This is a genomic window from Reyranella sp., from assembly GCF_965279465.1.
GTDB lineage: Bacteria > Pseudomonadota > Alphaproteobacteria > Reyranellales > Reyranellaceae > Reyranella.
In genome coordinates this window covers 6865191-6892035 of record NZ_OZ257242.1, presented here as the reverse complement: position 1 = coordinate 6892035, position 26845 = coordinate 6865191, and the positions used below count along the sequence as shown (strand labels likewise).

Genomic DNA, 26845 nt, shown 5'->3' with positions numbered 1-26845 from the left:
AGTGACTTTTTCAGCCTATCTTTCTGCAATGTCCGACTGGCGTTCCCGCATCACTGTTGAACCCGGCAAGCTCGGCGGAAAGCCTTGTGTGCGGGGCATGCGCATATCTGTAGCCGATGTGCTCGAATATCTGGCTGCCGACATGAGCATTGACGAGGTCCTTGCCGACTTCCCTTATTTGGAACGCGAAGACATTCTGGCGTGTCTCGCCTATGCAGCCGAGCGTGAGCGGGAACGCGGCTCGACTCCCCAGCCTGCGTGAAGCTGCTCTTCGACGAAAATCTGAGCCTCGGTCTGGGGCAGTCGGACGACGCTACGATTTCCACCTTTGCCCGCGACCATGACTACATGGTTGGACAAAGGACGCTGACTTCCGCGCCCTTTGCCTGACGTTTGGAAAACATGCCCCACGTGAAGCTTGGATCAGATCCGGGAACAGTTCGACGAATTGCGCAGCGGCACGATGCTTGCGACTGTACTGCGTCAGCTAATCGTCAGGTCGTGAGGAACGTCCGATGTCGCTTCGCTTTTCCGCTGCCGCCCTGATCGCCGCCACCGTTGCCTTGCTGGCCGGCCCAGCCTTGGCGCGCTGCTCGAAGAACCTGGTCGAACGGCTGGGGCCCGGCACGCACGTCGCCTCGCTCGACGGGGCGCAGCTCGCCTCAGGCAACGGCGAGCCCTCGCCCAATCGCGCGGTCATCACCTTCGTCGGCCATGCCAGCTACCAGATCGACACGCCGGAAGGGGTGCGGGCGATCACCGACTACAACGGCGTCAACGGCTTCGGCCGCCACCCCGACATCGTCACGATGAACAACGCGCACAGCACGCATTTCACCGACGAGCCGGAGGACGGCATCACCTTCGTCCTGAAAGGTTGGCCCGAGCCCGGCCAGACCGAAGCCAAGCACGATGTCCGGCTCAAGGACATGCGGGTGTGGAACGTGCCGACCAACGCGCGCGACTGGGGCGGCAGCACGGCGCGCATCAACGGCAACTCGATCTTCATCTACTCGGTCGGCGACCTCTGCATCGCCCATCTCGGCCACCTGCATCATCGCCTGACCAGGGAGCATCTCGAGGAGATCGGCCGTATCGATGTGCTGATGGTGCCGATCGACGGCTCCTTCACCATGGGCGTGCCGTTCATGGCCGATGTCATCAAGTCGATCGACCCGAAGATCGTGCTGCCGATGCACTACTGGGGCAAGTACCAGCTCGACCGCTTCGTGGGCCTGATGGCACCGCTCGATGCCGACTTCGTGTGGCCGGACAAGCGCAGCATCGAGGTCGTGAAGGAGGAGCTGCCCGAGAAGCTGACGGTGATCGCCGTCGCCGGCGAGGGCGGCGGCTGACGCCCCGATCTACAGCTCGCTCGAGACGAACTGGGTGAATTCGGCGGTCCTTGGCTTCGCGAACAGCTCGGCGGTCGGGCCGCTCTCCCACACCTTGCCCTTGTGCATGAAGACCACGAGGTCGGCGACGCGGCGTGCGAAGCCCATCTCGTGCGTGACGGTGATCATGGTCATGCCGCGCCGCGCGAGATCCTCCATCACCGCCAGCACCTCGGAGGTGAGCTCGGGATCGAGCGCGGAGGTCACCTCGTCGAACAGCATGACCTGTGGCGACAGCGCCAGCGAGCGGGCGATCGCGACCCTCTGTTGCTGGCCGCCGGAGAGCTGCTCGGGATAGGCGGTGCGCTTGTCGGTCAGCCCGACCATCGCAAGCACCTCGGCCGCCTTGGCGAGGGCGGCGTCGCGCGACTGCTTCTTTACCAGGATGAGCGCGAGCGTGATGTTCCGCTCGACGGTGAGGTGCGGAAAGAGATTGTAGCTCTGGAACACCATGCCGACGTCGCGTCGGAGCTGGGCGCGCGCGGCGCTGCCCGGACGGCCGACCGCATGGCCGCACACCGTGATCGCGCCGCCCTGAGTCGTCTCCAGGCCGGCGATGCAGCGCAGCAGGGTGCTTTTGCCCGAGCCGCTCCGGCCGACGATGGCCACGACCTGCCCGCGGGCTATATCGAAGCTCACGCCGTCGAGCACGCGCAGCGGGCCGAATTCCTTCACGACATCCTTGATCTGGACGATCGCTTCTCCCGGCGCTTCCTTCGGCACCTCGCGTATCCCTTCAGCGGCCGGCATTGGCTTTCCTCTCGAGCGCGCGTGCCGCGAGCGACAGCGGGTAGCACATCGCGAAATAGATCGCGGCGACAACGGTGAAGATCGTGAACGGCTCGAAGGTCGAGTTGTTGACGATCTGGCCCGCGCGCGCCAGCTCGACGAAGCCGATCACCGAGGCGAGCGACGTGTTCTTCACGATCTGTACCATGAACCCCACCGTGGGCGGGATGGCGAGCTTCACCGACTGCGGCAGGATCACGTAGGCATACTGCTGGAAGCGATTGAGTCCGAGGCAGTCCGATGCTTCCCACTGGGTGCGCGGCACTGCCTCGATGCAGCCGCGCCAGATCTCGCCGAGGAAGGCCGCGGCGTAGAGCGTGAGAGACAGGCCGGCGGCGACGATCGGCACCAGCTTGTAGCCCATGATGCCGAGCCCGAAATACGACAGGAACAGCACGATCAGAAGCGGCGTGCCCTGGATGATCTGGATGTAACCGCTGGCAAGGGCGCGCAGCACTCCGATCTTGGACACGCGCAGCAGAGCAAGTCCGAGGCCGACCACCGAGCCGCCGACGAAGGCAATCAGCGACAGCAGCAGGGTCCACCGTGCGGCCTCGAGCAGGTAGAGGAAGTGGTTGGCGTTGAGCTGGATCACAGCGCAGTACCAAGCTTGCGCTTGCGCGCGAACAGCACCAGCCCGATCAGCCAGAAGGCGAAGCGGTAGAGCACCGACAAAGCGAGATAGACGACGGCCACGATGATGTAGACCTCGAAGCTCCGATAGGTGTCGGACTGCACGAGGTTGGCGGTGGCGGTCAGCTCCTCGGTCGAGATCTGCGAGGTGATCGACGAGGCGAGCATCAGCAGCACGAACTGGCTCGACAGCGCGGGGTAGACGCGCTCCATCGCCGGCAGCAGCACGACGTGGACGATGGTCTGCAGCCGCGTCAGGCCGAGGCAGTCGGCTGCCTCGAGCTGGGTGCGCTGGATCGACTGGATGCCGGCCCGCATGATCTCCGTCGTGTAGGCGCCCATGTTCACGACCAGCGCGATCACGGCCGAGACCTCGGCGGAGAGCTTCAGGCCGAGGCTCGACAGGCCGAAATAGACGATGAAGATCTGGACCAGCAGCGGCGTGTTGCGGATCAGCTCGACATAGAAGCTTACGGGAGCCCTGACCCAGCGGTTGCCGTAGACGCGCAGCAACGCGCACACCGTGCCGACCGCGAGCCCGAGCGCGATCGACACCACGGTGAGCTGGACGGTGAGCCAGGCGCCCGCGACGAAGTCCGGCCATCTCTCGGCCAGGAACGAGAAATCGAACTTGTAGCTCATGCCGGGAGCGCGGGTCTCATAGGCGCTACCTTCGGTTGGCAGACCAACATGACCTCATCCTGAGGAGCGCAGCGCAGCGAAGCGTCTCGAAGGATGGCAACCCGAAGGACAGAGCCGCCCAGATCATGAGACGCATCGGCGCCGCGCCTGTTGCCACCCTTCGAGACGCTCCGCTGCGCTGCGCTCCTCAGGGTGAGGCAAGTAGGTGGTGAGATCATCTTTGAGTCGCCAAGGCGATTTGTTCACAAGCTCTCAGGGTGAGGTGGCGATTGTAGCCAAAGCAGGCGCCTATGGGCGCGGGTCTCCAGACCCGCTCAGGTTCATGAGCGGGTCCGGAGACCCGCGCTCCCAGCGAAGAAATCATCCGCCGACCTTGAGCAGCTGGTCGACCGGGATGTCGACGCCGTGCCACTTCTTGTAGATCGCGCCGAGCTTGCCGTTCTGCAGGTTGGTTTTTACCCAGTTGTCGACCCACGCTTTGAGCGCCGGCTCGTTCTTGCGCATGCCGATCGCGAGATAGTTGGTCTGCATCGTGATCTGCGACTCGGCGATGCGCGCGGGATTCTTCTTGCTGATCGCCGGCAACAGTGACCGTGCCGTCGCCAGAATGTCGACCTGGCCCGAGGCAAAGGCGAGCGCCATCGTGGCGTCGTCTTCGTAGCGCACGAGCTGTGCGCCCTTGGCCTCGCGCGTGAGGTCGGTGTCCTGCGTCGTGCCGCGCACGACAGCGACTTTCTTGCCGGCGAGGTCGGCGTAGCTGGAGAGAGTCATACCCTTCAGCGCGCCCACGACCGACGGGTGGTCGGCATAGGGGATCGAGAAATCGATCACCTTGGCGCGGTCGGGCGTGATCGACAGGGTCGACACCACGAGGTCGGCCTTGCTGGTCTGCAGGATCGGAATACGTGTCGGCCCGGTCGTGGTCACGATCTCGAGCTGGACGCCCAGATCCTTGGCCAACAGCTGCGCGGTGTCGATGTCCGAGCCGGCCGGCTGCATCTTGTCGTCGGTCATGCCGAAAGGCGGGATCGCAGTGTCGATGGCGATCCTGACCTTGCCGGCTTTCCGGATGTCGTCGAGCGTGTCGGCGTGCGCGACGGTGACGAGCGAGATCAGGGCGATCAGGGCGCTCGCGAATACTGACTTCATGGCCGGGCCTATTGCTTGACGATCAGTTCGGGCAGGTCGGTGCCGAAGTACTTCTTGTTCAGCTCGTTCAGCCTGCCGTTCTTGATGTTTGCGAGGACCCACTTGTTGACTTCCTCGAGCAGCCGCTTCTCGTCCTTCTTGATGCCGATGCAGAGCTTGAAGTTGTCGAGCACGAACTTGACCTCGACCTGACGGGCCGGGTTCTTCTTGTCGAGCTGCGGCACGAGCATCTCGGCCGTCGAGAAGATGTCGACCTGGCCGCTGAGGAACGCCTGCCCTTCGGTGGCATCGTCCTCGTAGCGCACAAGCTTCATGCCCTTGGGGGCTTCCTTGGTGAGCTGGGTGTCGTGCGTCGTGCCGCGCACCGTGCCGACCGTCTTCCCGTCGAGATCGGCCAGGCTCTTGACGTTCACTGACTTCGGCGCGGCGATCACGGTGCGCAACACCGCGTAGCCCTGCGAAAAGTCGATCACCTTGGCACGCTCCGCCGTGTAGGACAGGCTGGAGATCACGAGATCGGCCTTGCCGGTCTGCAGCGAGGGAATGCGCGTGGCGCCGGTAGTCGGGACGTGCTCGAACTGCAGGCCCCAATCCTTGGCCAGCATCTTGCCGGCTTCGACGTCGAGCCCGGTGGGCTGCATCTGCGCGTCGGTCATGCCGTAGGGCGGCACGCCGAGATCGATGGCGATGCGGATCTTGCCCGACTTCTTGATGTCGTCGAGGGCGTCGGCATTGGCGACATGGCTCGCGCCCACCATCGCCGCGACGGCCAGGGCCGCCATCACAATTGTCTTCATCGTTTCCTCCGGTTGCTTTTCCTGAACTTTAGCGGCCCGCATCCATATCGGCGAGCTTGGCGACGCGGCGGCGGAATTCCTCCGCCGTCGAGAACTTGGCATCGAGGTAGGCCGCGATCAGATCCTTGGCGAGCCAGGGGCCGACGATCTGGGCGCCGATGCACATCACGTTGACGTCGTCGTGCTCGACGCACTGATGAGCGGAATGCACGTCGTGGCACACCGCGGCGCGGATACCCTTCATCTTGTTGGCGCCGATCGAGGCGCCGACGCCGGTGCCGCAGATCATCAGGCCGCGTTCGGCCTCGCCCGAGGTGATCGCCGCGGCGACCTTGCGGGCGACGTCGGGAAAGTCGACCGGCTCGGGATCGTACGAGCCGACATCGAGCACCTCGTGGCCCTTGTCCCGCAGGAAGGCGAGCAGGTCGGCTTTCATCGGAAAGCCGGCATGGTCCGAGCCGACGACGATTTTCATGAGCGCTTCCTTCTGGGCTGGTAGGCGGAGATCAGGTTGCGGCGGCGCAGATCGTCGCCGATCGCGAAATGGTCGCGCAGGCCGCGCTCTGCCGCATCGGGATCGCGGTTCGCCAGCGACAGGAACACGTGGCGATGCGCGTCGACGAGGCCCGAGGTGATGGCGGGCTCGCGGAACGTGTCGCGCCGGCGCTCGACATGGCTGCGCATCAGGAGCGGCGAGATCGCCTCGTAGATCTTCATCAGAGAGGCGCTGGCGCTCGCTCGCACGATGGCGAGATGGAAGGCGTAGTCCGCTCCGCCGCCGCGCTCGGGATCGTCGAGCGAGCCGACCAGGGTGTCGAGCGTGACCGCGATCGCCTGCAGGTCGCGCTCGCTGGCGCGCTCGCACGCGAGGCGAATCGCCTGGCATTCGATGGCGATGCGCGCCTGCAGCACGTCGTCCAGGATGTTGGGTTCCGGCGCCAGGCAGAGCGTCAGCGCCTGGCCCAGCACCGAGGCGTCGGCGCTGCGCACGAACGCGCCGCGGCCGTGCTGGATGTCGAGCAGGCCGAGCATGGCCAGCGACCGCAGCGCCTCGCGCAGCACTGGCCGGCTGACGTCGAGTGCCGCCGCCAGCTCGCGCTCGGGCAGCAGCCGGTCGCCGGCCTTGAGCTCCCCGGTGAGCAGGCGGTCGCGGAAGAAAGTGAGCACGCGTGCGGCGCCGCTCTGTGACTCCTCCAGGTCCGGCTTCTTGATGTCGATTTTGGTCATGCCGTGGTCAGACCACTCTACGGTTGGGCAGCTGGTCTGACCAGCGCCCGGTTTCGAAATGCGAATACATGTCCCAAACCGCGATCTGGCCATCCACGCCGCGACTGTCGTCAAGCTGCAATGTTGAATGGCAAGAGTGAGGCTCGGCGGCCGCGCGAGCTGATAGGCTCGGCGCTCCAGAGAACGGAGAGACGGATGTCGAACCATTTCACCGGCTTGAGCCTTGGTCCGCCGCTGGGCGATCAACGACTCGACCTTTGCGATCTCTACGCCTTCCAGTCGCCGGCTGATCCGGGGCGGACGGCGATCATCCTCAACGCGAATCCGTCAGCCGACGGCTTCCATCCGGATGCCATCTACCGGGTCAATATCGACACCGACGGCGATCTCCTGACTGACATCGCGTTCAGCTATGTGTTCTCTCCGGTGAAGGACGGCCGGCAGACCGCGAGTGTCTACCTGGCCAAGGGTGCCGAGGCGCGCTCACCCGAGCCTGTGGGGACAAAGATCGTCTCCGATGCCGAGGTCTCGTTCGGCGCGCGGCCGAACATCGTCGAGGCGGGCGGCTACAGCTTCTTCTGGGGCACGCGCAGCGATGCGTTCTTCTTCGATTTCGACGGCATCAAGAATCTGTTCGACACGCGCGGCAAGCGGAACTTCACCGAGCCACACCTCACCCCCGGCAAGTCGCCGTGGACCGGGGTCGATTCGAACACCGAGGCCAACGTATTCTCGACGGCGGTCGAGCTGCCGACCAGCGAGCTCGGCGGCAAGACCATCCGCATCTGGGGCCGCTGCAGCCTGAGGCAGGACGGCAAGTTGCTCCATGTCGACCGCGCCGGTCACCCGTCGGTCTCGAGCTTCTTCAACACCGACGATACCAAGGAGGAATACAATGCCAGCGAGCCGGTCAACGACCGCGAGCGCTGGCTGGAGATGTTCATCCATCTGATGGGACACACCGGCGATTACACGCGCGAGGAGGCGATCGCCGCAATCGACGCCCACGGCATTCTGCCGGACGTGCTGAGCTTCGATCCCACGCGGCCGGCAAAGTATCCCAACGGTCGTGTCTTCACCGACGACGTGATCGACTTCCGGCTGGCCTTCCTGACCAAAGGCGCATGCCCGCCGGACGGGTTGAGCCCGCATACCGACACGCTCAAGGTCTTTCCCTATCTCGGCCCGCCGCACGAGAAGAAGAACTAGACGCGGCCCTTTTCGAAACCCGAAAGGAACTGAACGAGGTTCTGGCCGAGGTCGTCGCTGAGATAGCCGCCTTCCTGGACCAGCACGGTCGGCAGGCCGAGAGAGGCGATCTTGCCGGCCATGGCGTGGAAGCCCGCGCCGGTGACTTTCAGGCCCTGGAGCGGGTCGCTTTCGCTGGCATCGAGCCCCAGCGCGACGACCAGCGCGGTGGGCGCGAAGGCCTTGATTCGGGCGAGCGCCGTATCGCCGGCGGCGAGCCATGGCGCATCGCCCGAACCGATCGGCTGCGGCAGGTTGAGGTTGAAGCCTTCGCCTTTGCCCGCGCCGGTTTCGTGCGCATGGCCCCAGAAGTAAGGGTAGTAGTTCGACGGATCAGCATGGATCGAGACGGTCAGCACGTCAGGGCGTTCGAAGAAGATGCCTTGCGTGCCGTTGCCGTGATGCACGTCGACATCGAGGATCGCCACGCGCTCGTGCCTGCCGCGCAGGCGCTGCGCGGCGATTGCGGTATTGTTCAGGAAGCAGAAGCCGCCGGCCATGTCGGCATAGGCGTGATGACCAGGCGGCCGGCAAAGTGCGTAGGCGTCGCGCGCGCCCTCCAGCACGATATCGGCAGCGGTGGTCGCCACCTCGGTAGCCGCGAGGGCGGCGTCCCAGGTGCCAGGCCCGATCGGGCAGGCAAGATCGACCTGATGCCAGCCGGCACGGCCGGCCAGCGCCTTGGGATAGGTTGCCGGATAGCGCGCGGGATGGACGTTGGGCACGACCTCCGCCGACGCGTTGGGCAGCGTCGCCCATTCCTGCGCGATGGTTCGCAGGAAGTCGAGGTATTCGGGCGTGTGGACCGACGCGGCCGGTGCCGCGCCATATGTCCGCGGCGCGATCACCTCGTGCTTTGCGCCCTTCGCCGCTGCGAGCAGGCGGGTGGCCCGCTCGGGCTGCTCGGCGCTGCGTTGCTTCACGCCGCGCACGACGAAGGTCTGCGGGTCGTGCGCGGCGTGCTTGTCGGAGTAGACGATTTTCAAGCGAGATTCTTCTTGAAGTGGGCGATCGTGCGCTCCCAGGAGAGCTTGGCGGCCGCTTCCTGGTAGCGCGGCGTCGAGTTGTTGTGGAAGCCGTGCTGCGTGCCGGGATAGGTGTATTTCTCGTAAGGCGCGTTGATTTCCTTCAGCGCCTTCTCGAAGTCCGGATACATCGCATTGATGCGCTCGTCGTTCTCGGCGAGCTGGATCAGCAGCGGCGCCTTGATTTGCGGCACCGCCGTTATCGGCGGTGCGGCGCCGTAATAGGGCACGGCGGCCTGCAGGTCGGCGCCCATCGTGGCGGCGAGGAAGTTCGTCGTGCCGCCGCCCCAGCAGAAGCCGGTGACGCCCAGCTTGCCGGACGAGAGCGCATGAGCCTTCAGGTACCTGGCGCTGTTCAGCATGTCGGTGCGCAGCTTGGCCTGGTCGAGCTTGGCCTGCAGCTCGCGGCCATCGTCGTCGTTGCCGGGATAGCCGCCGACCGGGGACAGGCCATCGGGCGCCAGGGCGAGAAAGCCGTCGATGGCGGCGCGCCGCACGACATCCTCGATATAGGGATTGAGACCGCGATTCTCGTGGATTACCACAACGCTCGGGAATGGCCCGTTGCCCTTGGGCTGCACGAGATAGCCGCGCATCGTGCCCGAGCTGCCGCCCGGCGACGGATAGGTGACGTACTGCGCCTTGATACGTTCGTCGGTGAAGGAGATGGTCTGGGCGTTGGCGTAGCGCGGCATCAGGGCCTGCGCCATCGCGAGGCCGCCGGCGACCCGTGCCGCCTGATAAAGGAAGGCGCGGCGGTCCATGCGGCCGTGGCAATACTCGTCGTAGAGGTCGAAGACGCGCTGATCGATCCAGTCGTGCTGCCTTACGTGCCCGTCCATGACCGCCTCCCTTAGGCCCCTGCGATCGCCTTGGCCTCTTTGAGGGCTGCGATCTCTGCGTCGCTATAGCCGACTTCGCGCATGATCTCGACCGTGTGCTGGCCCACCATGGGCGATTTCCGTCTCACTTCTACGGGAGCGTCGGACAGCTTGATCGGATTGTTGGCCGATTTGACCGGGCCGATACCGGGATAGTCGACCTCGATCACGCTGCCCCGTGCGGCGGTGTGGGCGTTGGCCACGACGTCGCTCACCTTGTAGGCAGCTGAGCAGGCCATGCCGGCGGGGATCAGCTTGTCGAGCAGCTCGTCGGCCGTGTGCTGCAGGAAGAAGGCCTCGATCATCGGCTCGAGGATGGCCCGATGAGCGACGCGATCCTTGTTGGTGGCGAAGCGCGCGTCGGCCAGCCAATCCTGCCTGCCGAGCGCGGTGCAGAGCAGCTTCCAGAAAGCGTCGTTGGTGCAGGCGACGAACACCGGCTGGGTTTTCGTCGGGAACACGCGCAAGGGGCAGAGGATCGTGTTCGACGTGCCCATGCGCTCGGGGTTCTCGCCCGTGAGGCCATGGTTGGTGATCCAGTGGCTCATCAGGTGAATGCCGACATCGAACAGCGACACGTCGAGCCGCTGGCCCTTGCCGGTCTTGTGACGGTGCAGCAGGGCGAAAGCGATGCCGTTGGCGCAGGCGAGGCCGGTGGAATAGTCGATCGGTGCGGTGCCGACCCGGCACATCTCGCCCTGGTAAGGGCCCGTCGCTTCCATCAGCCCTATCTCGGCCTGGATGCAGGGATCGTAGCCGGCGCGATGGGAATAGGGGCCGGTCTGGCCGTATCCCGAGATGGAGGCATAGACCAGGCGGGTGTTCTCCTTCGAAACAACCTCCCAGCCGAAGCCGAGCTTGTCGATCACGCCCGGCGTGAAGGCTTCCATGAAGACGTCGGCCTTCTTCACGAGCCGCATCAGCACGTCCCGGCCGCCGGCGGTGCGCAGGTCGACCGCAAGCCCGCGCTTGTTGCGATTCATCGACGGCACCCAGGCACCCCCGAAGTGCGGCCGGAAATGCTCGCCGTGCAGCGGCTCGACCTTGATCACATCGGCGCCCATGTCGCCCAGGATCTGGCCGGCGGTCGGCCCGGCGATGGCTTGCGTGAGGTCGAGGACGAGGGTGTCGGATAAAGGGAGCATGTCCGAGCAATAGCGTTGGATGGCGGCGGAGGCCAGCCTTGGGCTAGGCGCCCAGCACGCGTGAGGTCAGCAGGGTCTGCATGTCCCGCCTTCCGTCGGCTATGAGAACGATGATGACCAGCGCGTCGTCATCAAGGACGCGATAGATGATTCGATACGGTTTGAAGTAGATTTCGCGATAGTCTCGGCTGCCGTAGTCCAGCAGCTCCTTGGGGTACGCGCCGCGATTGGGGAGGGTTTCCAGGGTGCCGAAGCTGCGCTCGATCCGGCTTGCGACGTCGACCGCCCGGTCGACGGAATCGTGCGAGGCAATGTATTCCACGATGCCGTTAAGATCGTCTTCCGCGCCCGGCTCGACGACGACGGTGTAGCGCTTCACTTGCCGGTCTTGCGGGTGTTCAGCCGCTCACGCACGTCGGCGAACACGTCTTTCGCAGGACGATAGCGGCCCTTTTCGATGTTCCGGTTCGCCAGCGCCAGGATTCTGAGAAGGGCCAACGTCTCCTGCGTCTTCTCGTAGGAGACGATATCCTGCACGATGGCCTTGGCCTCGCCGTTCTGGGTTATGATCATCGGCTCGCCGACCTCGCCCAGTTCCTGGATGATCTCGGCGGCGTTCGCCTTGAAATAGCTTATGGGCTTGATGCGGCTGGCGCGGGTCATGCTAGGGTCCTCTTAGTCTTAATTTAGTCCGATAACGGTTCGCCTTCAACGGAGTTGCCATGACCACCGCCGACCGCCCCAATCTCAGGATCGATACCGATCGCCTGTGGTCGAGCCTGATGGAGCTGGGCCAGATCGGCGGCACCGAGAAGGGCGGCGTGTGCCGCATCGCGCTGACCGATTTGGACAGGATCGGGCGCGACCTGTTCGTGCGCTGGGCGAAGGAAGCGGGCTGCACGATCAAGGTCGATCAGCTCGGCAACATCTTCGCCCGCCGCGAGGGGCGCGATCCGTCGAAGGCACCGATCATGACCGGCAGTCATTTGGACACCCAACCGACCGGGGGCAAGTTCGACGGTGCTTACGGCGTGATGGCGGGGCTCGAGGTGCTGCGCGTGCTGCATGATTCCAACTACGTCACCGAGGCGCCGATCGAGGTTGCGGTCTGGACCAACGAGGAAGGCTGCCGGTTCGCGCCGGCGATGGTGGCGTCGGGCGTGTTCGGCGGCGCCTTCGAGCTCGACTACGCGCTCGGCATCAAGGACCGCGACGGTGTCACGTTCGGCGAGGCGCTGAAGAAGATCGGCTATGACGGGCCCGAAAAGGTCGGCGGCCGCCCGATCGGCGCGTTCTTCGAGGCCCATATCGAGCAGGGACCGATCCTGGAGCGCGAGAACAAGACGATCGGCGTCGTCACCGGCGCGCAGGGCCAGCGCTGGTACGAGATCAACTGGACCGGCATGGAGAGCCACGCCGGTACGACGCCGATGGAGGGCCGCCGCGATGCGCTGGTCGGCGCGGCCGAGCTGATCGTCGAATGCCGCCGGATCGGCAACCGGCCGAACGGCCGCTCGACCATCGGCGTGATCGAGAGCCAGCCGCAATCGCGCAACACCATTCCCGGCCGCGTGTTCATGACAGTCGACTTCCGCCATCCCGACGACGGCGAGCTCACCAGGATGGATGCCGAGATGCGTGCCGCCGCCGCGGAAATTGCGAAGCGCCATCGGCTCGAGGTGAAGATCGAGCAGATCTGGTACTTCCCGCCGTCGCCGTTCGCGAAGGAGCTGGTCGAGTCGGTGCGCCGTGCTGCGGGGCAGGCGGGCTATCCGCACATGGATATCGTGAGCGGCGCGGGCCACGACGCCTGCTATGTATCGCGGGTCGCGCCGACCGCGATGGTCTTCGTGCCGTGCAAGGACGGCATCAGCCACAACGAGATCGAGGATGCCAGCAAGGTCGATATCGGCGCCGGCTGCCAGATCCTCCTGCAGGCGATGGTCGAGCGCGCCAACGCGTGAGATCGGGACTGGTCTCTGCCGCGTCGGCGGCGCTGGTCGCCACCGTCGCCGGCGTCGGCGGCACCTTGCCGGTCGTGCTGGCCGCGGCGCAGGCCGTTGGCGCGACACCGGAGCAGGCAAGCTCGTGGGTGTCGGGCCTTGGCCTCGCCACGGCCGTCAGCGCGCTGATCCTGAGCATGCGCTATCGCATGCCGATCATCACCGCGTGGTCGACCCCGGGTGCGGCGCTGATCGCGTCGAGTTCGGCCGTGCCGAGCTTCCACGCGGCGGTCGGGGCCTTCGTACTGGCCGCCGCCTTGATCCTGCTCACGGCGGCGGTCCGGCCGCTTGCGCGGCTCATCGAGAGGATTCCCGGCAGCATCGCCGCCGCCATGCTGGGCGGCATCCTGCTGCGGCTGGTCGTGGCGATGATCGAGCAGGTGCCGAACCAGCCGCTGCTTGTGCTGTCGCTGATCGTGCTGTTCCTGATCGCGCGGCATCTCGTTCCGACGATGGCCTCGCTGATCGTCCTGGCGGCGGGTGCGGCGCTGGCCTGGAGCCTGGGGCTTGTGAAGCCGATTCCGCCGCTCGGCGTCTCCAGTTTGACGCTTGCGCTGCCGGCGTGGGACCTGGCGACTTTGATCGGGCTCGGCGTGCCGCTTTATCTCGTCACCATGGCGTCGCAGAACCTGCCGGGCTTCGCGGTGCTGCGCGCCTCGGGCTACCATCCGCCGACCCAGCCTGTGCTCGCCGTGACTGGCGCGGCCTCGCTCGGCACGGCATTCCTTGGTGCACACACCTCGAACCTGGCGGCGATCTCGGCTGCGCTTTGCACCGGTCCCGACGCCCATCCCGATCCGGCCAAGCGCTGGATCACCGGCCCGTTTTACGCCCTGTGGTGGGGCCTTATCGCGCTGTTTGGTGCGTCGCTGGTCGGGCTGTTCGGCGCGCTTCCACCGGCGCTGCTGACGACGGTGGCGGGCACCGCCCTTCTGGGCTCGATGGCGGCGGCGCTGGGCAGCGCTCTCGGACCGGAGAAGGATCGGCTGGCAGCCGCAGGCACGCTCGCGGTCACCGCATCGGGCGTTACGCTGCTCGGCATCGGATCGGCCTTCTGGGGCCTCGTGCTCGGCCTGGCAGTGTTGGCACTGGAGCGCCTGTTCAGGCGATGACGAGGCCCTCCATCACGTGTGGGTGACGGCAGGAACATCTGCTGTACCGTATCGATTGCGACGTGCTTATCTGCCAACTGTCGGTCGCAGGTACGACGGGCAGCAAGGAAACCGATATGGCGGACGCAACGACGAGGAGCCGTGCCGCGCTCTGGGTCGGCGTGGCGGCCGTGGTCGTCGCCCTGATGGTCGCCTGGCTGTCCCTGCCGGCGAAGGAATGGGCCGAGGCCTTTCACCGCTGGGTGCAGGGGCTCGGCATCTGGGGCCCGATTTTTTTCGGCCTGGCTTACGTGGTGGCCGTCGTGGCGTTGGCGCCGGCGAGTGCCCTGACGATCGCCGGCGGGCTGGCGTTCGGCTTCTGGGCATTCCCTCTGGTTCTTGTTGCCGCGACCGTTGGAGCATCGCTGGCCTTCCTCGTGTCGCGGTTGTTCCTGCGCGACAGAGTGAGGAGATTCGTCGAGCCGCGCGCCAAATTGAGAGCAATCGATAGTGCAGTGAGCGACGACGGCTGGAAGATTGTCGGCTTGTTGAGGCTGAGCCCGATCTTCCCCTTCAATCTGCAGAACTACTTCTTCGGCGCGACCCGAATTCGCTTCCTGCCCTATCTTGCTGCCACCGCCGTTGGCATCGCGCCGGGCACCCTCGTTTACGTCTATCTCGGCTCGCTGGGCAAAGTCGCGGGAGACGGCGAGGACGGGGGAACGCTCAAATGGCTGTTCTTCGGCATCGGACTTGTCGCCACCATCGCCGTTGCTGTCTTCGTCACGCGCAAGGCCCGGGAAAAGCTGAAGGAAGCCGGCGTCGGCGAGGAGAGCAGGTGAGGCAACGTCAACCGTCGGAGAGCTGACGCATGGCGCAAATCGAGGGCGAGGTCTGCGTCATCGGCGCAGGCTCGGCCGGCCTGTCGGTGGCGGCGGGACTGAGCCAGCTCGGGCTGCGAACAGTCCTGATCGAACATCGCGAGATGGGAGGCGAGTGCCTCAATACCGGGTGCGTGCCCTCGAAGGCTCTGCTGGCAGCCGGCAAGGCAGCGCACAATGGCGGGACGACCGACATTCCCGGCATATCGAAGGCGGCGGCCCCCGGCGTCGACTTCGCAGCGGTGAAGTCTGGCCTGGCCGAAGTCATCGCCGCCATCGCGCCCAAGGACTCTGTGCATCGCTTCGAAGGTCTCGGCGTGCAGGTGCTGAAGAGCACCGCCAGGTTCATCGATCGCCGCACGGTCCGGGCCGGCGACGACACGGTGCGAGCCGGGCGGTTCGTCATCGCGACGGGATCCGATGCGGTCGTGCCCGCGGTGCCTGGGCTTTCCGCCGAAAGGGTTCTCACCAACGAGACGGTGTTCGCCCTGCGCGACAAGCCGGACCACCTCCTGATCCTGGGCGGCGGTCCTGTCGGAGTCGAAATGGCGCTGGCGCACCGCCGTCTCGGCGTGCCTGTCACTGTCGTCCAGAAATCCTCGATCCTGCCGCGCGACGAGCCGGAGCTTGTGGAAGTCCTCCGCGGGGCGCTGCGAGACGAGGGGATCGACTTTCTGGAACAAGCCGAGGTCATGTTCGTCCGGCATGCGCCGGATCGCGTCGTCATGACAGTCCGGCATGCCGGACGGGAAGAGGTGATCACCGGATCGCACCTCCTCGTCGCGGCGGGGCGTGCGCCGCGCGTCGCGGGGCTGGGCCTCGACGCCGCCGGGATCGAGCACACGGCGCGCGGCATCGTCGTCGACTCCCGGCTACGGACGACGCAACGCCACGTCTTCGCGCTGGGCGACGTGATCGACGCGCCGCGTTTCACCCACGTGGCGGCGTATCAGGCCGGCATCGTCGTGCGCAACATGGCGTTCCGGCTTCCGGCGAAAGTCGACTATGGAACCGTGCCCTGGGTGACCTACACCGATCCGGAACTCGCGCACGTCGGCGCCACCGAGGCCGACGCCCGCAAGACCCATGGTGACGAGGTGCGGATCGAGTATGTGTCCCTGGAAGAGAACGACCGGGCTGTCGCCGAGCGCCGCGTCGCCGGGGCGATCAAGATCGTGCTGGGGCGTCGAGACCGCATCCTGGGGGTATCGATACTGGCGCCCGCCGCCGGGGAAATGATCGGCCTGTGGTGCCTTGCCATCAAGCGCAAGCTGCCGCTCCGGGCGATCGCCGAACTGATGCTGCCCTATCCGACGATGAGCGAGATCGGCAAGGCCGCCGCGGGCCAGCACTATCGCGCAGCCCTGTTCGGCAGGACGACGCGACGGGTGGTTCGGGCCTTGCAGCTGCTGCCGCGATGGTAGCGACCGGCAAGCTCTCCAACGTCGTCCTCGTCGGTGCCGGACATAGCCATGTCGAGGTGCTGCGGTCGTTCGCCCAAGACCCGCCGCGCGGCATCCGGCTCACCCTCGTCACGCGGACGCGGCAGGCGTACTATTCCGGTATGTTGCCGGGCCTCATCGCTGGCCTCTATCGACCCGACGAGACCATGATCGATGCCTGGCCGCTGGCGCGCGCAGCAGGCGCGGAGATCGTCGAGGCGAGTGCCGATGGAGTCGATCTCAATACGCAATACTTGAGATGCGCGGGGCGGTCACCGATTCCCTACGACGTTCTGTCCTTCGACATCGGCTCCACGACCGATATCTCCGGCATCTCGGGCGTTGGCGAGCACACGGTTCCCGTCAGGCCCATCGACGGATTCCTCGAGAGATTTGAATCGCTTCGGCAGCGCGTCTTGCGCAACACACGGATGACCAGGGTCGCCGTTGTCGGCGGCGGCGCGGCCGGAGTCGAGCTGGCTCTCTCGGTCGCAAATCGGCTGCGAGCCGAGGCAAAGGAAGCGGCTGGTCCCGCCGTTCGGCTGCAGTTCGTCCTGGTGTGCGGCACGCCTGAACTCCTGCCCGACTTCTCCCCGTCCTTCCGCGAGAAATTCCGCACTGTCCTGAAGGCAACAGGGATCGAGTTGGTTGCTGGCGCCATCGTCAGCGCCGTCGAGCCAGGCCGATTGATCATCGACGGCCAGCCGCCGGTGGCGGCGGACGAGATCCTGTGGGCGATCGGTGCGGCCGCGCCGCCGTGGCTTCGCGAGACCGATCTTCCTCTCGATCGGCAGGGGTTCATTTCGGTTGATGCCTACCTCCGCGTGTTGAACCTGGAGAATGTCTTTGCAGCCGGGGATGTCGCTTCGTTCACGCCGCGCCCGTTGGCCAAGTCGGGCGTCTACGCGGTTCGCCAGGGACCGGTGATCGACCGGAATATTCGGCGCCTGTTGGCCGGCGCGCCGCTGGAGGGTTACCGGCCGCAACGCAATACGCTCTATCTGGTATCGACCGGCAAGCGGCACGCGATCGGAACGCGTAACGGCATCGTCGTGGCGGGACGCTGGGTGTGGCATGTCAAGGATTGGATCGATCGGCGCTGGATCGGCCGCTACAAGGCGGTCGGCGGCTCGACGGGAGAGTGATCAGGGATGCTCGATCCGGCGATGCGTCCGCTCATCGGGCCTCCTCTCGAACGAGCCGGCGCGTGGCTGGCGGCCCGGCGCGTGTCCGCCAATGCGGTCACGTTGACCGGCCTGGCGATCGGCCTGCTGGTGCTGCCTTGCCTTGCGTACCAGCAGTATGAAGCGGCCCTGGTCGTCATCCTCGTCAACCGCGTGTGCGATGGCCTCGATGGCGCGATCGCCCGGCGGGCCGGTCCGACCGCGTTCGGCGGCTACCTGGATATCGTCTGCGATGCCGTTTTCTACGCCGCCGTTCCGTTCGGCTTCGCGCTGGCCGACCCGCGCAACGGTCTCTGGGCGGCTCTGCTTCTGGGCACTTTTGTCTGCACCATGACCTCTTTCCTGGGCCGGGCGATCGTGGCGGCCAAGCGGGGTGAGGCGGATGACGGCGCCAGGGGGAGGAAGTCCTTCTTCTACGCCGCCGGCATCATCGAAGGCACGGAGACCATCGCAGCCTTCGTGCTGTTCTGCCTCCTGCCATCGCACTTCCCGTTGCTCGCCGGGATCTTCTCCGCGTTGTGCCTGTGGACAGTCGTGGCTCGTGTGCTCGAATGCGCCCACAGCGAGCGGAACGCGCCGCATTGAGCGTCACGGCGGAAAGCGCGCGCTCCAGGCTTCCAGCGGCAGGTCGAGGCCGCGGCACAGGAAGCTGATTGTGTGGTAGTAGCCCGCCAGTGCGATTGCCTCGAGGATCTGTGGTTCGTCGAAGTGAGCCGAGAGCGCCATCCAGGTGCCGTCGGCGATCGTGCGGCGGTCGACCAGGTCGTCGACCATCGCAAACAGGGCCTGCTCTTCTGCCGACCAGCAGGCGGCATCGGTCGGACCGGTAACCGTTGCCGCGATCTCCGCCTCGCCGAAGCCCACCTTTGTGGCGAACAGCGCGACATGCACGCCCCATTCGTATTCGGCGCCGAGCCGTGCCGTGGTGCGGTCGATCACGATCTCGCGCTGGCGCAGGCTGAGCGGGCCTTTGTCGAGCAGGCCGCCGGCGAACATCTTCGTGAAGATGCGCGGGCTTCGAGCCATGGTTCGAAACAGCGCCAGCGGCTCCATACCGGGCGGCATGATGCGCTGGAGCGCTTCGGCGATGGCAGGCTCGTAGGGTGGGACGGCGGGGGCGATGCGCGACATGCTACGGATTATGTAGTAACATCATGGATGGCGCTACAGAAATTGTAGTAACGGAGTGAAATAGATGGTGAAGCGGCGCGTCCGCGGGTCGACGACCGGCCGGCCGATCATGGCATTGCTCGACCTGCTGGGCCGGCGCTGGGTGTTGCGGCTGGTGTGGGAGCTGCGTGAGGAACCCAGGCGTTTCCGTGAGCTGCAGGATGCGATCGGCGCCAGCCCGACCATCGTCAATGCACGGCTGGCCGATCTGCGCGAGGCGAAGCTGGTCGAGCTCGATCCCGAAAGCGGCTACCGGCTCACGGCACTCGGTGGCGAGCTGCTGCGGCTCTTCCTGCCGCTCCATGTCTGGTCGGAGAAATGGGCGAAAGCGACTACTTGAGGAACGGGTTGTCGGCGCCCCGGCCGCGCCGGCGCGGCGGGAACTGCTGGCTGAGATAGTCGAGGATCTCGGCCCGTTCCGCCGGCTTCACCGGCGGCATGCGGTGCTTCTCCAGCATCAGGTCGAAGGTCGAGTCCCAGAGATCGCGCGTCAGGCCCTGCGCCTTGATCAGCGCCACGCCGTGGCACGCCGTGCAGGTATAGAACGTGACTTCCCGGCCGGGCCCGTCCGGCAGATCCTCGACCTTGTCGTTGTGCGGCGGCGGCTTGCCGTCATCGGGCTCGACTTGGGCCGGCGCCGCCTTGGGGGTTGGCGGCGTCCAGACGTAGGTGTTGGGGCGCAGCTGTCCCGCCTTGTCGAAGGCCAGCAGCACGACGGTCGTGGTCAGCGCAATGACGCAGACATGCGCGATCGTGAGCTGTCTCAAGACTCGACGAGCACCCGGATACGGTTGACCGGATTGGCACCGTAGCCTTGCGGGTTCCAGTTGGCGGCGGCGAACGGCTGGGTCGCGCCCTTGGAGTCGGTCGCCTTGGCCCAGACTTCGTAGTAACCCGCCGTCGGCAGGTCGACTGTTGCGGTGAAACGCTGCCAAGCGAACCTGTTGGCCGGCTCCTTCACCGTGGTCGGCTTCCACGTTGCGCCGTAGTCGATCGAGACGTCGACCGATTTTACCTCGTTGTCGCCCGCCCAGGCATGGCCGCGCAGATCGAGCTTGCGCGCGCCGGCGGCGAGCTTCGTGCCATCTGCGGGGAAGGTGATGATCGAGCGGACCGGCATTGCCTCGAGGATCGCCATATCCTTCTCGTTGCCCTTGCTGCCGGGCACGATCGGCGTCTTCGGTGTGCGATAGGAAAAACCGCCCATGCCCGGCCCGTCGTGCTCCTTATCGCGCACCCAGATGCGCTTCAGCCACTTGGTCGAGAGCGAGCCTGCCCAACCGGGCACGACCAGCCGCACCGGCGCGCCGTGCGCCAGCGGGATATCCTTGCCGTTCAGCCTGAAGGCAATCAGCGTGTTCGGGTCCATCGCCTTCTCGAGGCGCATGCCGCGCGAGAGGGTCGGCTTGTCGGTCTCGCCCGCCAGGGTCGGATCGGCGCCGTAGTGGCCGGTGTAGATCGCGCCGGGCTTCACGCCGGCTGCCTTCAGCACGTCGGCCAGCCGCACGCCGGTCCATTGCGGACAGCCCGCGCCGCCGTTGGTCCACTGGTTGCCGCGCGCCTCGGGCGAGAAGAATGAGCGGCCATTGCCGCCGCATTCCAGCATGAGCTGCAGGGTCACGTTCTCGAACTTGCCCATGAGATCGCCGAGCGCGATGTCCATCGGCGTGTTGACCTCGCCGTCGATCCTGATCTTCCAGCCCTTGAGGTCGGCCGGCATGTCGGGAATTTGCCCGTTGTTGCGCACGAACAGCTTGTCGGTCGGCGTCACGTCGTCGTCGAGCATTTCGGCCGGTGTCTCGGCGACCAGCGGCCGGTCGCCCAGCACGAGAAGCTTCGCTTTGCCGTCCATCTCGAGGACCTTCGGGCCCTTGGCGGCCGAGGCCGGCGCGTTCTGCGCGAGCGCGGCGCCGGCCGGCAGCGTCATGCCCAGCGCACCGATGGTCGTGCCCTTCAGCATCGTGCGTCGAGTGGCGGCCTTGATCATGAGCGTTCTCCCAATTTGGGAAAACGTTAGCCCACCACGCGGCTACGTGTCAGCACGTGCGCGGCCAATTCACGGAGATGGGAAGATCGGGAAAAGAGCGACAACGGGAGCGGCCGTGGTGGGGTCTTGCCTGACTGATGCGACCCACGGGGACCGCTCCCGGTGCGTCATCCGCTGGTTCCCGCTATGCCGATGCCCGAATGGCTGCTTCGACAATCATTGCGGCGCGCGTCTTCGGTGGAAGCATCTAAACCTCCCTGTCCGGTCATGCGTATCCGTATCCAGTCACCGACGGCGTCTCTTGTCAATCGCTAGCTGGCGACGAACAACCTCAGCCGGTGGACGGGGTTCGCGCCGTAGCCTTGCGGGTTCCAGTTTACGGCGAGAATTGGCTGGCTTTTGCCGCCGCTGTCCGTCGCCTTGCACCAGACTTCATGCTGGCCGGCCGTCGCGAGGTCGACCTCGGCAGCGAAGCGCTGCCAGGCGTAGCGATTCGCCGGCGGATGGAGAGTGGCCCGGGACCAGTGCGCGCCGCGATCGATCGATATCTCGACCGATGTCACCTCGTTGTCGCCCGCCCAGGCATGGCCGCGCACGTGCACGCGGCGCGTGCCGGCCGGAAGAACCGTGCCGTCCGCCGGGAAAGTCAAGATCGAGCGCACCGGCATCGATTCGATGATCGCCATGTCGGCAGGATCGCCCTCGCTGCCCGGCGCGATCGGCGTGCGTGGCAGACGGTAGGAGAAGCCGCCCATGCCGGGCCCATCATGTTCGCGATCACGGATCCAGATGCGCGTCAGCCATTTGGCCGAGAGCGAGCCCGGCCAGCCTGGCACGACCAGGCGAACCGGGCCGCCGTGCACTGCGGGAATGTCTTCGCCGTTCAGACTGAAGGCGATCAGCGTGTGCGGCTCGAGCGCCTTCTCGATCCGCATGCCGCGCGACAGGCTCGGCACGTCGGTCCTGCCGTCGAGCGTCGGATCTGCGCCATAGTGTCCGGTATAGATGGCTGACGGCTTGAGCCGTGTGGTTGCCAGCACGTCCGCGAGGCGCACGCCCGTCCATTCGGCACAGCTCACCCCGCCCACCGTCCAGGCATTGCCCTTCGCTTTCGGCGTGAAGAAAGACCGGCCGTTGCCGCCGCATTCCAGCAACAGACGCAGGGTGACGTGATCGTAGCGGTGTTTCAGCTCGCCGAGCGTCGTTTCGAGCGGCTTTTCCACCTCGCCATCGATGCGAAGGCGCCAGCCTTCTGCATTGCCTGCGATGCACGGCGTGCGGCCGTTGTTGCGGATGAACATCCGCGCGGTCGGCGTGATCTCGTCATCGAGCAGATGGGGCGGCGTTTCGGCAACCAGCGGTGCGTCGCCGAGTAGGGTCAGACATGCCTTGCCCCGCATTTCCAGCATCTGTGCCGCCATTTCACCCAAACGAACAGGCGGGCGGATTGTTGCTCAATTCCCGCGCCGGGTCAGCCAGCCCGACAGGATGAGGGCGCCGGCAGCGATGGCGACGACGATCGTCGCGAGCACGTTGATCTGCGGATCGACTCCCAGCCGCACGCTCGAATAGACGCGCATCGGCAAGGTCTGCGACTGCGCGCCGGAAACGAACTGCGTCAGGATCAGGTCGTCGAGCGAGAGAGTGAAGGCGAGCAGCCAGCCCGACGCCAGCGCCGGCGCGATCAGCGGCAGGGTGACGGTGAGGAACGTCGTCCACGGCGTCGCGCCGAGATCCATCGCCGCCTCCTCGAGCGAGCGGTCGAAGTCGGCGAGCCGCGCCTGCACGACGATGGCGACGAAGGCGAGCGAGAAGGTCACATGCGCGGCGGTGATGGTGAGGAAGCCGCGCTCCGGCCCGCCGAACAGCCAGTCGCTGCCGACGAACAGCAGCAGCATCGAGATGCCCATGACCACCTCGGGCATCACCATCGGCGCGACCACCAGGCCGGCGAACAATGTGCGGCCGGCGAAGCGCGGCACGCGCGCGAGCGCGTAGCCTGCCGCGAGGCCGAGCAGGGTGGCCAGCGTGGCGCTCACGAGCCCGATGCGCAGGGAGAGCCATGCGGCATCGAGCATGGCCTCGTTCTCGACCAGGGCCCTCCACCATTTCAGCGAGAAGCCGGCCCATACCGTGACCAGCCGCGAGTCGTTGAACGAGTAGAGCATCACCAGCGCGATCGGCAGGTAGAGGAAGGCGTAGCCGAACGCCAGGATCGTGACCGCGAAGTGCGCGCGGCCGTTCACGAGCGGCGCTCCAGGCTGCGCTGCTGCTGGCGCTGGAACAGGAGGATCGGCCCGACGAGCAGCACGAGCAGGCAGATCGCTACGGCCGAGGCGAGCGGCCAGTCGGAGTTGGTGAAGAACTCGTCCCACAGGACCTTGCCGATCATCAGCGTTTGAGTGCCGCCCAGCAGGTCGGGGATCACGAACTCGCCGACCGCTGGAATGAACACCAGCAGGCAGCCCGCCACGATGCCCGGCAGCGACAGCGGCAGGGTCACGGTGAGGAACGCGGTCAGCGGCCGGGCGCCGAGGTCCGACGCCGCCTCGAGCAGGCCCCAGTCGAGCTTTTCCAGCGCAGCATAGAGCGGCAGCACCATGAACGGCAGGTAGGCGTAGACGATACCGAGGTAGATCGCCCACTCGGTGCCGAGGATGGTGCCGGGATCGGCGGCGAGGCCGGACCAGCGCAGGAACTGGTTCAGGATGCCGTTCTCCGACAACAGCCCCATCCAGGCATAGACGCGGATCAGGAACGACGTCCAGAACGGCAGAACGACCAGCATCAGCAGCAACGGCCGGCGGCGCGGCTCGGCGCGGGCAATGGCGTAGGCCATGGGATAGCCCAGCAGCAGCGTGACGAGCGTCGAGAGGACGGCAATGCGCAGCGAGGACAGCCAGGCCGCGAGGTAGAGATCGTCGGTGAACAGGAGCTTGAAGCTCGCGAGATTGACGCCGAGCTCGACCGGCGGCACCGAGTCGGGCGAATTGGTGCCGAACGCGATGCCGAGGACGAGCGCGAACGGCAGCAGGAAAAAGATCCCGAGCCACAAGAATGGAAGAGCAATCACGAGTCTCATGGGATCGCCTCATCCCAGTGGCGCTCATGCTCTTCCGGACCGCGAGCGTCCCGCTCGCTCATGAGCATGAGCGAGCGGGACGCTCGCGGTCCGGAAGACGATGACGAGCAAAATGGATGGTGCGCTCCCACGAGTTCTTACTCACCCAGCACCTGTCCGGCGTCGTCGGCCCAGTCGAGCCAGACAGCGTCGCCTCGGCGGTAGGTGCTCTCCCGCGCTCGGGCGATGTTCATCGTCGCAACCTGCATGAGCGGGCCATTGTCGATCGCTATGCGATAAAGCGAGCGGTCGCCCTCGTAGGCGACGTCGACCACCTTGCCGGCGACGGCCTGCGGCGTGCCCGGATGTTCGGCCGAGAGCGCGATTTTCTCCGGCCGCAGCGCCAGCCAACGGCCGGGCGCTGTCTCCAGGATGTTGGCGATGCCGATGAAATCGGCGACGAAGCGCGTCGCCGGCCGTTCGTAGAGATCGTGCGGCGTGCCGGTCTGCACGATTCGGCCGGCATTCATCACGGCCAGCCGGCTCGCCATCGACATTGCCTCGTCCTGGTCGTGGGTGACGATCACGAACGTGAGGCCGAGCTGCTCCTGCAGGCGGACCAGCTCGAAACGGGTGCCCTCGCGCAGCTTGCGATCCAGCGCGGCCAGTGGCTCGTCGAGCAACAGCAGCTTGGGCCGCTTGACCAGCGCACGCGCCAGTGCCACCCGCTGGCGCTGGCCGCCGGACAGCTGCGAGGGCCGCCGCGCGTCGAGCCCCTCGAGCTTCACCAGAGCCAGCGCCTCGGCAACGCGGCTGGCGATCTTTGGCTTGGCAACACCTTCGCGCTTGAGGCCGTAGGCGATGTTGCTGGCGACATCGAGATGCGGGAACAGGGCGTAGGACTGGAACATCATGTTGACCGGCCGCAGGTGCGGCGGCACCCCGGTCATGTCCTGTCCGTCGATCAGGATGCGGCCACTGTCCGGCTGCTCGAAGCCCGCCAGCAGGCGCAGCAGGGTGGTCTTGCCGCAGCCCGAGCCGCCCAGCAGCGCGAAGAGTTCGCCGGGCGCGATCTCGAGATCAACGCCCGCCACGGCCTCGACCGCGCCGAAGCGCTTGGTCACGCCGTCGATTTTGACGATCGGGCCGCTCACCGGCTCAATCTAGCGGCCAGTCTTGTTAGCGACCAGTCTTGATCGCGGTCCACAGCCGCGTGCGCTCGCGAGTCTGCTCGGCGTTGGCGGCGGAAATGGTGTAGAAGCGCGCGCGGTTGTCCTCCGGCGGGTAGATCCAGGGGTTCTGCGAGATCGACTTGTCGAGCAGCGCCGTGGCCGGAACGTTGGCATTGGCGTAGCGCGTCAGAGTGCTCGATGCGGCTGCAACCTTGGGCTCCATCATGAAGTCGAGGAAGCGCAGCGCCGCGTCCGGGTTCGGCGAATCCTTGGGAATCGCGGCGGTGTCGATCCACAGCATCGCGCCCTGATTTGGAATGGCATAGGCGATGTCGCGCGGCTCGGCGGCGGCTGCCGCGCGCTCGCGTGCCTGCAGCACGTCGCCGGAGTAGCCGAATGCGAGGCAGATGTCGCCGCCGGCCAGTGCGTTGATGTACTCCGACGAATGGAACTTGCGGATGAACGGCTGGATCGCCTTGATCACGGCGGCCGCCTTCTCGAGATCCTCGGACTTCTTGGAATCGGGGTCGAGTTGGAGGTACTTGAGCGCCGCCGGAAAGACGTCGGTCGGGCTGTCGAGCATCATCACGCCACAATCGACGAAGCGCGACACGATCGCCGGATCGAACACCATGGCGAGCGAGTCGACCGGCGCATTGGTCATGCGCTTGCGGATCTCTGGCACATTGTAGCCGATGCCGATGGTGCCCCACATCCAGGGGATGGCGTGGGTGTTGTCCGGGTCGTACCGGGCGAGCGCCGCCATGATATTGGGGTCAAGATTACCCAGGTTCTTGAGCTTCGCTTTGTCGAGCGGCCGGTAGAGCTTGGCTGCCAGCTGGCGCACCAGGAACGGCGAGGCGGTCGGCACCACTACGTCGTAGCCCGAACGGCCGGCCCGCAGCTTGGCGTCGAGGATCTCGTTGCTGTCGTAGGTCGTGTAGTTGACCTTGATGCCGGTCTGCTGGGCGAAGACCTTGAGCTGGTCCTCAGCGATATAGTCCGACCAATTGTAGACGTTGACCTGCTTCTGGGCGAAGGCAGGGCCTGCTGCAAGGGCCAGCAAGCAGGCGAGAAAGCCGAGACGCATCAAGCACTCCAGAGCGGGGCAGGCATCATTTCGGCACATGAGGTGAATGGCAAGCCGGGGTCCCGGGAAGACAATTTCTGCCGGGTTGTGAAAATACTGGCACGGCGCTTGCGTCGAATTGTCCCGAGCGGCTGCGGGGAGGCGCTCGGAGATGCAGGCAAAGACGTCGTTGGTTCCTGCCGAACCGTATGCATTCGAGCTGAAGCCTGCCGAATGCGCACTGTTGATCATCGACATGCAGCGCGACTTCCTGGAGCCCGGCGGCTTCGGCGAGATGCTGGGCAACGACGTATCTCAGTTGCGCCGAACGATCGAGCCCAACCGCCGGCTGCTCACCGCATGGCGCGCTGCCGGCCTGCTGGCGATGCACACCCGTGAGGGGCATCGGCCTGACCTGTCCGATCTGCCGCCGTCCAAGAAGATTCGCGGACGGAGTGCAACGACCATCGGCGATTCGGGTCCCATGGGCCGTATCCTGGTCCGCGGCGAAGCCGGCCACGACATTATCCCCGAGCTCTATCCGGCGCCGGGCGAGCCGGTGATCGACAAGCCGGGCAAGGGCGCATTCCACGCCACCGATCTGCACTCGATCCTGCAGCATCGCGGCATCACCCAGCTCGTCGTGACCGGCGTCACGACGGAAGTCTGCGTCAACACCACGGTCCGCGAGGCCAACGACCGTGGCTACGACTGCCTCGTCCCGGAGGATTGCGTCGGCTCCTATTTCCCCGAGTTCCAGGAGATGGGGCTCAAGATGATCAAGGCGCAGGGCGGCATCTTCGGCTGGGTCACCAGCTCGCCCGCCGTCATTTCGGCGATCGGCCAGGCGTGAGG

31 protein-coding genes are annotated in these 26845 nt (G+C 65.9%); 11 read left to right on the top strand and 20 right to left on the bottom strand.

Annotation, left to right across the window (positions count from 1 at the left end):
• Position 1 precedes the first annotated feature (1 nt).
• Together ACQY8M_RS33590 and ACQY8M_RS33585 are read left to right on the top strand one after the other, a co-directional pair.
• Entirely contained in the window at positions 2-262 is a 261-nt protein-coding gene (locus tag ACQY8M_RS33590; RefSeq protein ID WP_428665623.1) for a DUF433 domain-containing protein, read from the top strand.
• Between the two features lie 253 nt (positions 263-515).
• Positions 516-1355: an MBL fold metallo-hydrolase gene (locus ACQY8M_RS33585; protein WP_428665620.1), complete on the top strand. Its 840-nt coding sequence runs from the start codon at positions 516-518 to the stop codon at positions 1353-1355.
• Between the two features lie 9 nt (positions 1356-1364).
• Here the strand turns inward: ACQY8M_RS33585 and ACQY8M_RS33580 are convergent, their stop codons facing one another.
• The 7 genes from ACQY8M_RS33580 to ACQY8M_RS33550 form a co-directional block, all read right to left on the bottom strand.
• On the bottom strand, positions 1365-2144 hold the full coding sequence (locus ACQY8M_RS33580; RefSeq protein WP_428665617.1) for an amino acid ABC transporter ATP-binding protein: 780 nt from the start codon (positions 2142-2144) through the stop codon (positions 1365-1367).
• Positions 2131-2775, bottom strand: coding sequence for an amino acid ABC transporter permease (locus tag ACQY8M_RS33575; protein WP_428675570.1), 645 nt, complete (start codon positions 2773-2775; stop codon positions 2131-2133). Before ACQY8M_RS33575 ends, ACQY8M_RS33580 begins: the two co-directional genes overlap by 14 nt.
• Positions 2775-3458, bottom strand: a complete 684-nt coding sequence (locus tag ACQY8M_RS33570; RefSeq protein WP_428665614.1) for an amino acid ABC transporter permease — start codon at positions 3456-3458, stop codon at positions 2775-2777. The genes ACQY8M_RS33575 and ACQY8M_RS33570 overlap by 1 nt, the downstream gene beginning before the upstream one ends.
• 360 nt (positions 3459-3818) lie before the next feature.
• On the bottom strand, positions 3819-4607 hold the full coding sequence (locus tag ACQY8M_RS33565; RefSeq protein ID WP_428665611.1) for a transporter substrate-binding domain-containing protein: 789 nt from the start codon (positions 4605-4607) through the stop codon (positions 3819-3821).
• An 8-nt stretch (positions 4608-4615) separates the two neighbouring features.
• The gene (locus tag ACQY8M_RS33560; RefSeq protein ID WP_428665608.1) at positions 4616-5404 is read right to left on the bottom strand and encodes a transporter substrate-binding domain-containing protein; all 789 of its coding nucleotides are present in this window, start codon (positions 5402-5404) and stop codon (positions 4616-4618) included.
• A 28-nt stretch (positions 5405-5432) separates the two neighbouring features.
• On the bottom strand, positions 5433-5879 hold the full coding sequence (gene rpiB / locus ACQY8M_RS33555) for a ribose 5-phosphate isomerase B (RefSeq protein WP_428665606.1): 447 nt from the start codon (positions 5877-5879) through the stop codon (positions 5433-5435).
• Positions 5876-6631: a FadR/GntR family transcriptional regulator gene (locus ACQY8M_RS33550; protein WP_428665603.1), complete on the bottom strand. Its 756-nt coding sequence runs from the start codon at positions 6629-6631 to the stop codon at positions 5876-5878. The genes rpiB and ACQY8M_RS33550 overlap by 4 nt, the downstream gene beginning before the upstream one ends.
• A gap of 195 nt (positions 6632-6826) precedes the next feature.
• On the opposite strand from ACQY8M_RS33550, the gene ACQY8M_RS33545 reads away from it, so the two are divergent.
• The gene (locus ACQY8M_RS33545) at positions 6827-7840 is read left to right on the top strand and encodes a DUF4331 family protein (protein ID WP_428665600.1); all 1014 of its coding nucleotides are present in this window, start codon (positions 6827-6829) and stop codon (positions 7838-7840) included.
• Here ACQY8M_RS33545 and ACQY8M_RS33540 read toward each other — a convergent pair.
• The 5 genes from ACQY8M_RS33540 to ACQY8M_RS33520 are packed head-to-tail and all read right to left on the bottom strand — an operon-like array spanning position 7837 to position 11593.
• Positions 7837-8865 (bottom strand): histone deacetylase family protein, encoded by a 1029-nt coding sequence (locus tag ACQY8M_RS33540; protein ID WP_428665597.1) that lies wholly within the window; start codon positions 8863-8865, stop codon positions 7837-7839. The two genes, ACQY8M_RS33545 and ACQY8M_RS33540, sit on opposite strands and share 4 nt — an antisense overlap.
• Positions 8862-9746 (bottom strand): dienelactone hydrolase family protein, encoded by an 885-nt coding sequence (locus tag ACQY8M_RS33535; RefSeq protein WP_428665594.1) that lies wholly within the window; start codon positions 9744-9746, stop codon positions 8862-8864. The genes ACQY8M_RS33540 and ACQY8M_RS33535 overlap by 4 nt, the downstream gene beginning before the upstream one ends.
• A gap of 11 nt (positions 9747-9757) precedes the next feature.
• Positions 9758-10930: a CaiB/BaiF CoA transferase family protein gene (locus ACQY8M_RS33530; protein WP_428665591.1), complete on the bottom strand. Its 1173-nt coding sequence runs from the start codon at positions 10928-10930 to the stop codon at positions 9758-9760.
• A 43-nt stretch (positions 10931-10973) separates the two neighbouring features.
• On the bottom strand, positions 10974-11309 hold the full coding sequence (locus tag ACQY8M_RS33525) for a type II toxin-antitoxin system RelE/ParE family toxin (RefSeq protein ID WP_428665589.1): 336 nt from the start codon (positions 11307-11309) through the stop codon (positions 10974-10976).
• On the bottom strand, positions 11306-11593 hold the full coding sequence (locus ACQY8M_RS33520; RefSeq protein WP_428665586.1) for a type II toxin-antitoxin system Phd/YefM family antitoxin: 288 nt from the start codon (positions 11591-11593) through the stop codon (positions 11306-11308). The genes ACQY8M_RS33525 and ACQY8M_RS33520 overlap by 4 nt, the downstream gene beginning before the upstream one ends.
• A 59-nt stretch (positions 11594-11652) precedes the next feature.
• Between ACQY8M_RS33520 and ACQY8M_RS33515 the strand changes: the two genes are divergently transcribed.
• From ACQY8M_RS33515 to ACQY8M_RS33490, 6 genes are all read left to right on the top strand, one after another.
• Positions 11653-12894 carry a Zn-dependent hydrolase gene (locus tag ACQY8M_RS33515; RefSeq protein ID WP_428665583.1) on the top strand — a complete coding sequence of 414 codons (1242 nt, stop codon included), beginning with the start codon at positions 11653-11655 and terminating at the stop codon, positions 12892-12894.
• Positions 12891-14045 (top strand): benzoate/H(+) symporter BenE family transporter, encoded by a 1155-nt coding sequence (locus tag ACQY8M_RS33510; protein WP_428665580.1) that lies wholly within the window; start codon positions 12891-12893, stop codon positions 14043-14045. The genes ACQY8M_RS33515 and ACQY8M_RS33510 overlap by 4 nt, the downstream gene beginning before the upstream one ends.
• 116 nt (positions 14046-14161) lie before the next feature.
• Complete coding sequence (locus tag ACQY8M_RS33505) at positions 14162-14866, top strand: TVP38/TMEM64 family protein (protein ID WP_428665578.1); 705 nt, start codon at positions 14162-14164, stop codon at positions 14864-14866.
• Between the two features lie 29 nt (positions 14867-14895).
• Positions 14896-16329: a dihydrolipoyl dehydrogenase family protein gene (locus tag ACQY8M_RS33500; RefSeq protein WP_428665576.1), complete on the top strand. Its 1434-nt coding sequence runs from the start codon at positions 14896-14898 to the stop codon at positions 16327-16329.
• A complete protein-coding gene (locus ACQY8M_RS33495) occupies positions 16323-17492 on the top strand; it encodes an FAD-dependent oxidoreductase (protein WP_428665573.1) in 1170 nt (389 codons plus the stop codon). The genes ACQY8M_RS33500 and ACQY8M_RS33495 overlap by 7 nt, the downstream gene beginning before the upstream one ends.
• 6 nt (positions 17493-17498) lie before the next feature.
• A complete protein-coding gene (locus ACQY8M_RS33490; RefSeq protein WP_428665570.1) occupies positions 17499-18116 on the top strand; it encodes a CDP-alcohol phosphatidyltransferase family protein in 618 nt (205 codons plus the stop codon).
• Positions 18117-18119: 3 nt separating this feature from the next.
• Here ACQY8M_RS33490 and ACQY8M_RS33485 read toward each other — a convergent pair whose 3' ends face one another.
• Positions 18120-18662, bottom strand: a complete 543-nt coding sequence (locus tag ACQY8M_RS33485; protein ID WP_428665568.1) for a carboxymuconolactone decarboxylase family protein — start codon at positions 18660-18662, stop codon at positions 18120-18122.
• Between the two features lie 64 nt (positions 18663-18726).
• On the opposite strand from ACQY8M_RS33485, the gene ACQY8M_RS33480 reads away from it, so the two are divergent.
• Positions 18727-19041 (top strand): winged helix-turn-helix transcriptional regulator, encoded by a 315-nt coding sequence (locus ACQY8M_RS33480; RefSeq protein WP_428665566.1) that lies wholly within the window; start codon positions 18727-18729, stop codon positions 19039-19041.
• On the opposite strand, the gene ACQY8M_RS33475 is transcribed toward ACQY8M_RS33480, so the two are convergent.
• The 7 genes from ACQY8M_RS33475 to ACQY8M_RS33445 all read right to left on the bottom strand — a co-directional run bounded on the left by ACQY8M_RS33475 (position 19034) and on the right by ACQY8M_RS33445 (position 26011).
• Complete coding sequence (locus ACQY8M_RS33475) at positions 19034-19468, bottom strand: hypothetical protein (protein WP_428665563.1); 435 nt, start codon at positions 19466-19468, stop codon at positions 19034-19036. The two genes, ACQY8M_RS33480 and ACQY8M_RS33475, sit on opposite strands and share 8 nt — an antisense overlap.
• A complete protein-coding gene (locus ACQY8M_RS33470; RefSeq protein ID WP_428665561.1) occupies positions 19465-20688 on the bottom strand; it encodes a sulfite oxidase in 1224 nt (407 codons plus the stop codon). The genes ACQY8M_RS33475 and ACQY8M_RS33470 overlap by 4 nt, the downstream gene beginning before the upstream one ends.
• 311 nt (positions 20689-20999) lie before the next feature.
• Positions 21000-22097 (bottom strand): sulfite oxidase, encoded by a 1098-nt coding sequence (locus tag ACQY8M_RS33465; RefSeq protein WP_428665558.1) that lies wholly within the window; start codon positions 22095-22097, stop codon positions 21000-21002.
• Positions 22098-22142: 45 nt separating this feature from the next.
• Positions 22143-22934, bottom strand: a complete 792-nt coding sequence (locus tag ACQY8M_RS33460; RefSeq protein WP_428665555.1) for an ABC transporter permease — start codon at positions 22932-22934, stop codon at positions 22143-22145.
• On the bottom strand, positions 22931-23770 hold the full coding sequence (locus tag ACQY8M_RS33455) for an ABC transporter permease subunit (RefSeq protein WP_428665553.1): 840 nt from the start codon (positions 23768-23770) through the stop codon (positions 22931-22933). The genes ACQY8M_RS33460 and ACQY8M_RS33455 overlap by 4 nt, the downstream gene beginning before the upstream one ends.
• 137 nt (positions 23771-23907) lie before the next feature.
• Positions 23908-24873 carry an ABC transporter ATP-binding protein gene (locus ACQY8M_RS33450; protein ID WP_428675568.1) on the bottom strand — a complete coding sequence of 322 codons (966 nt, stop codon included), beginning with the start codon at positions 24871-24873 and terminating at the stop codon, positions 23908-23910.
• Positions 24874-24928: 55 nt separating this feature from the next.
• The gene (locus tag ACQY8M_RS33445) at positions 24929-26011 is read right to left on the bottom strand and encodes a polyamine ABC transporter substrate-binding protein (protein ID WP_428665550.1); all 1083 of its coding nucleotides are present in this window, start codon (positions 26009-26011) and stop codon (positions 24929-24931) included.
• A 151-nt stretch (positions 26012-26162) separates the two neighbouring features.
• On the opposite strand from ACQY8M_RS33445, the gene ACQY8M_RS33440 reads away from it, so the two are divergent.
• Positions 26163-26843, top strand: a complete 681-nt coding sequence (locus ACQY8M_RS33440; protein WP_428665548.1) for a cysteine hydrolase family protein — start codon at positions 26163-26165, stop codon at positions 26841-26843.
• Positions 26844-26845: the final 2 nt, after the last annotated feature.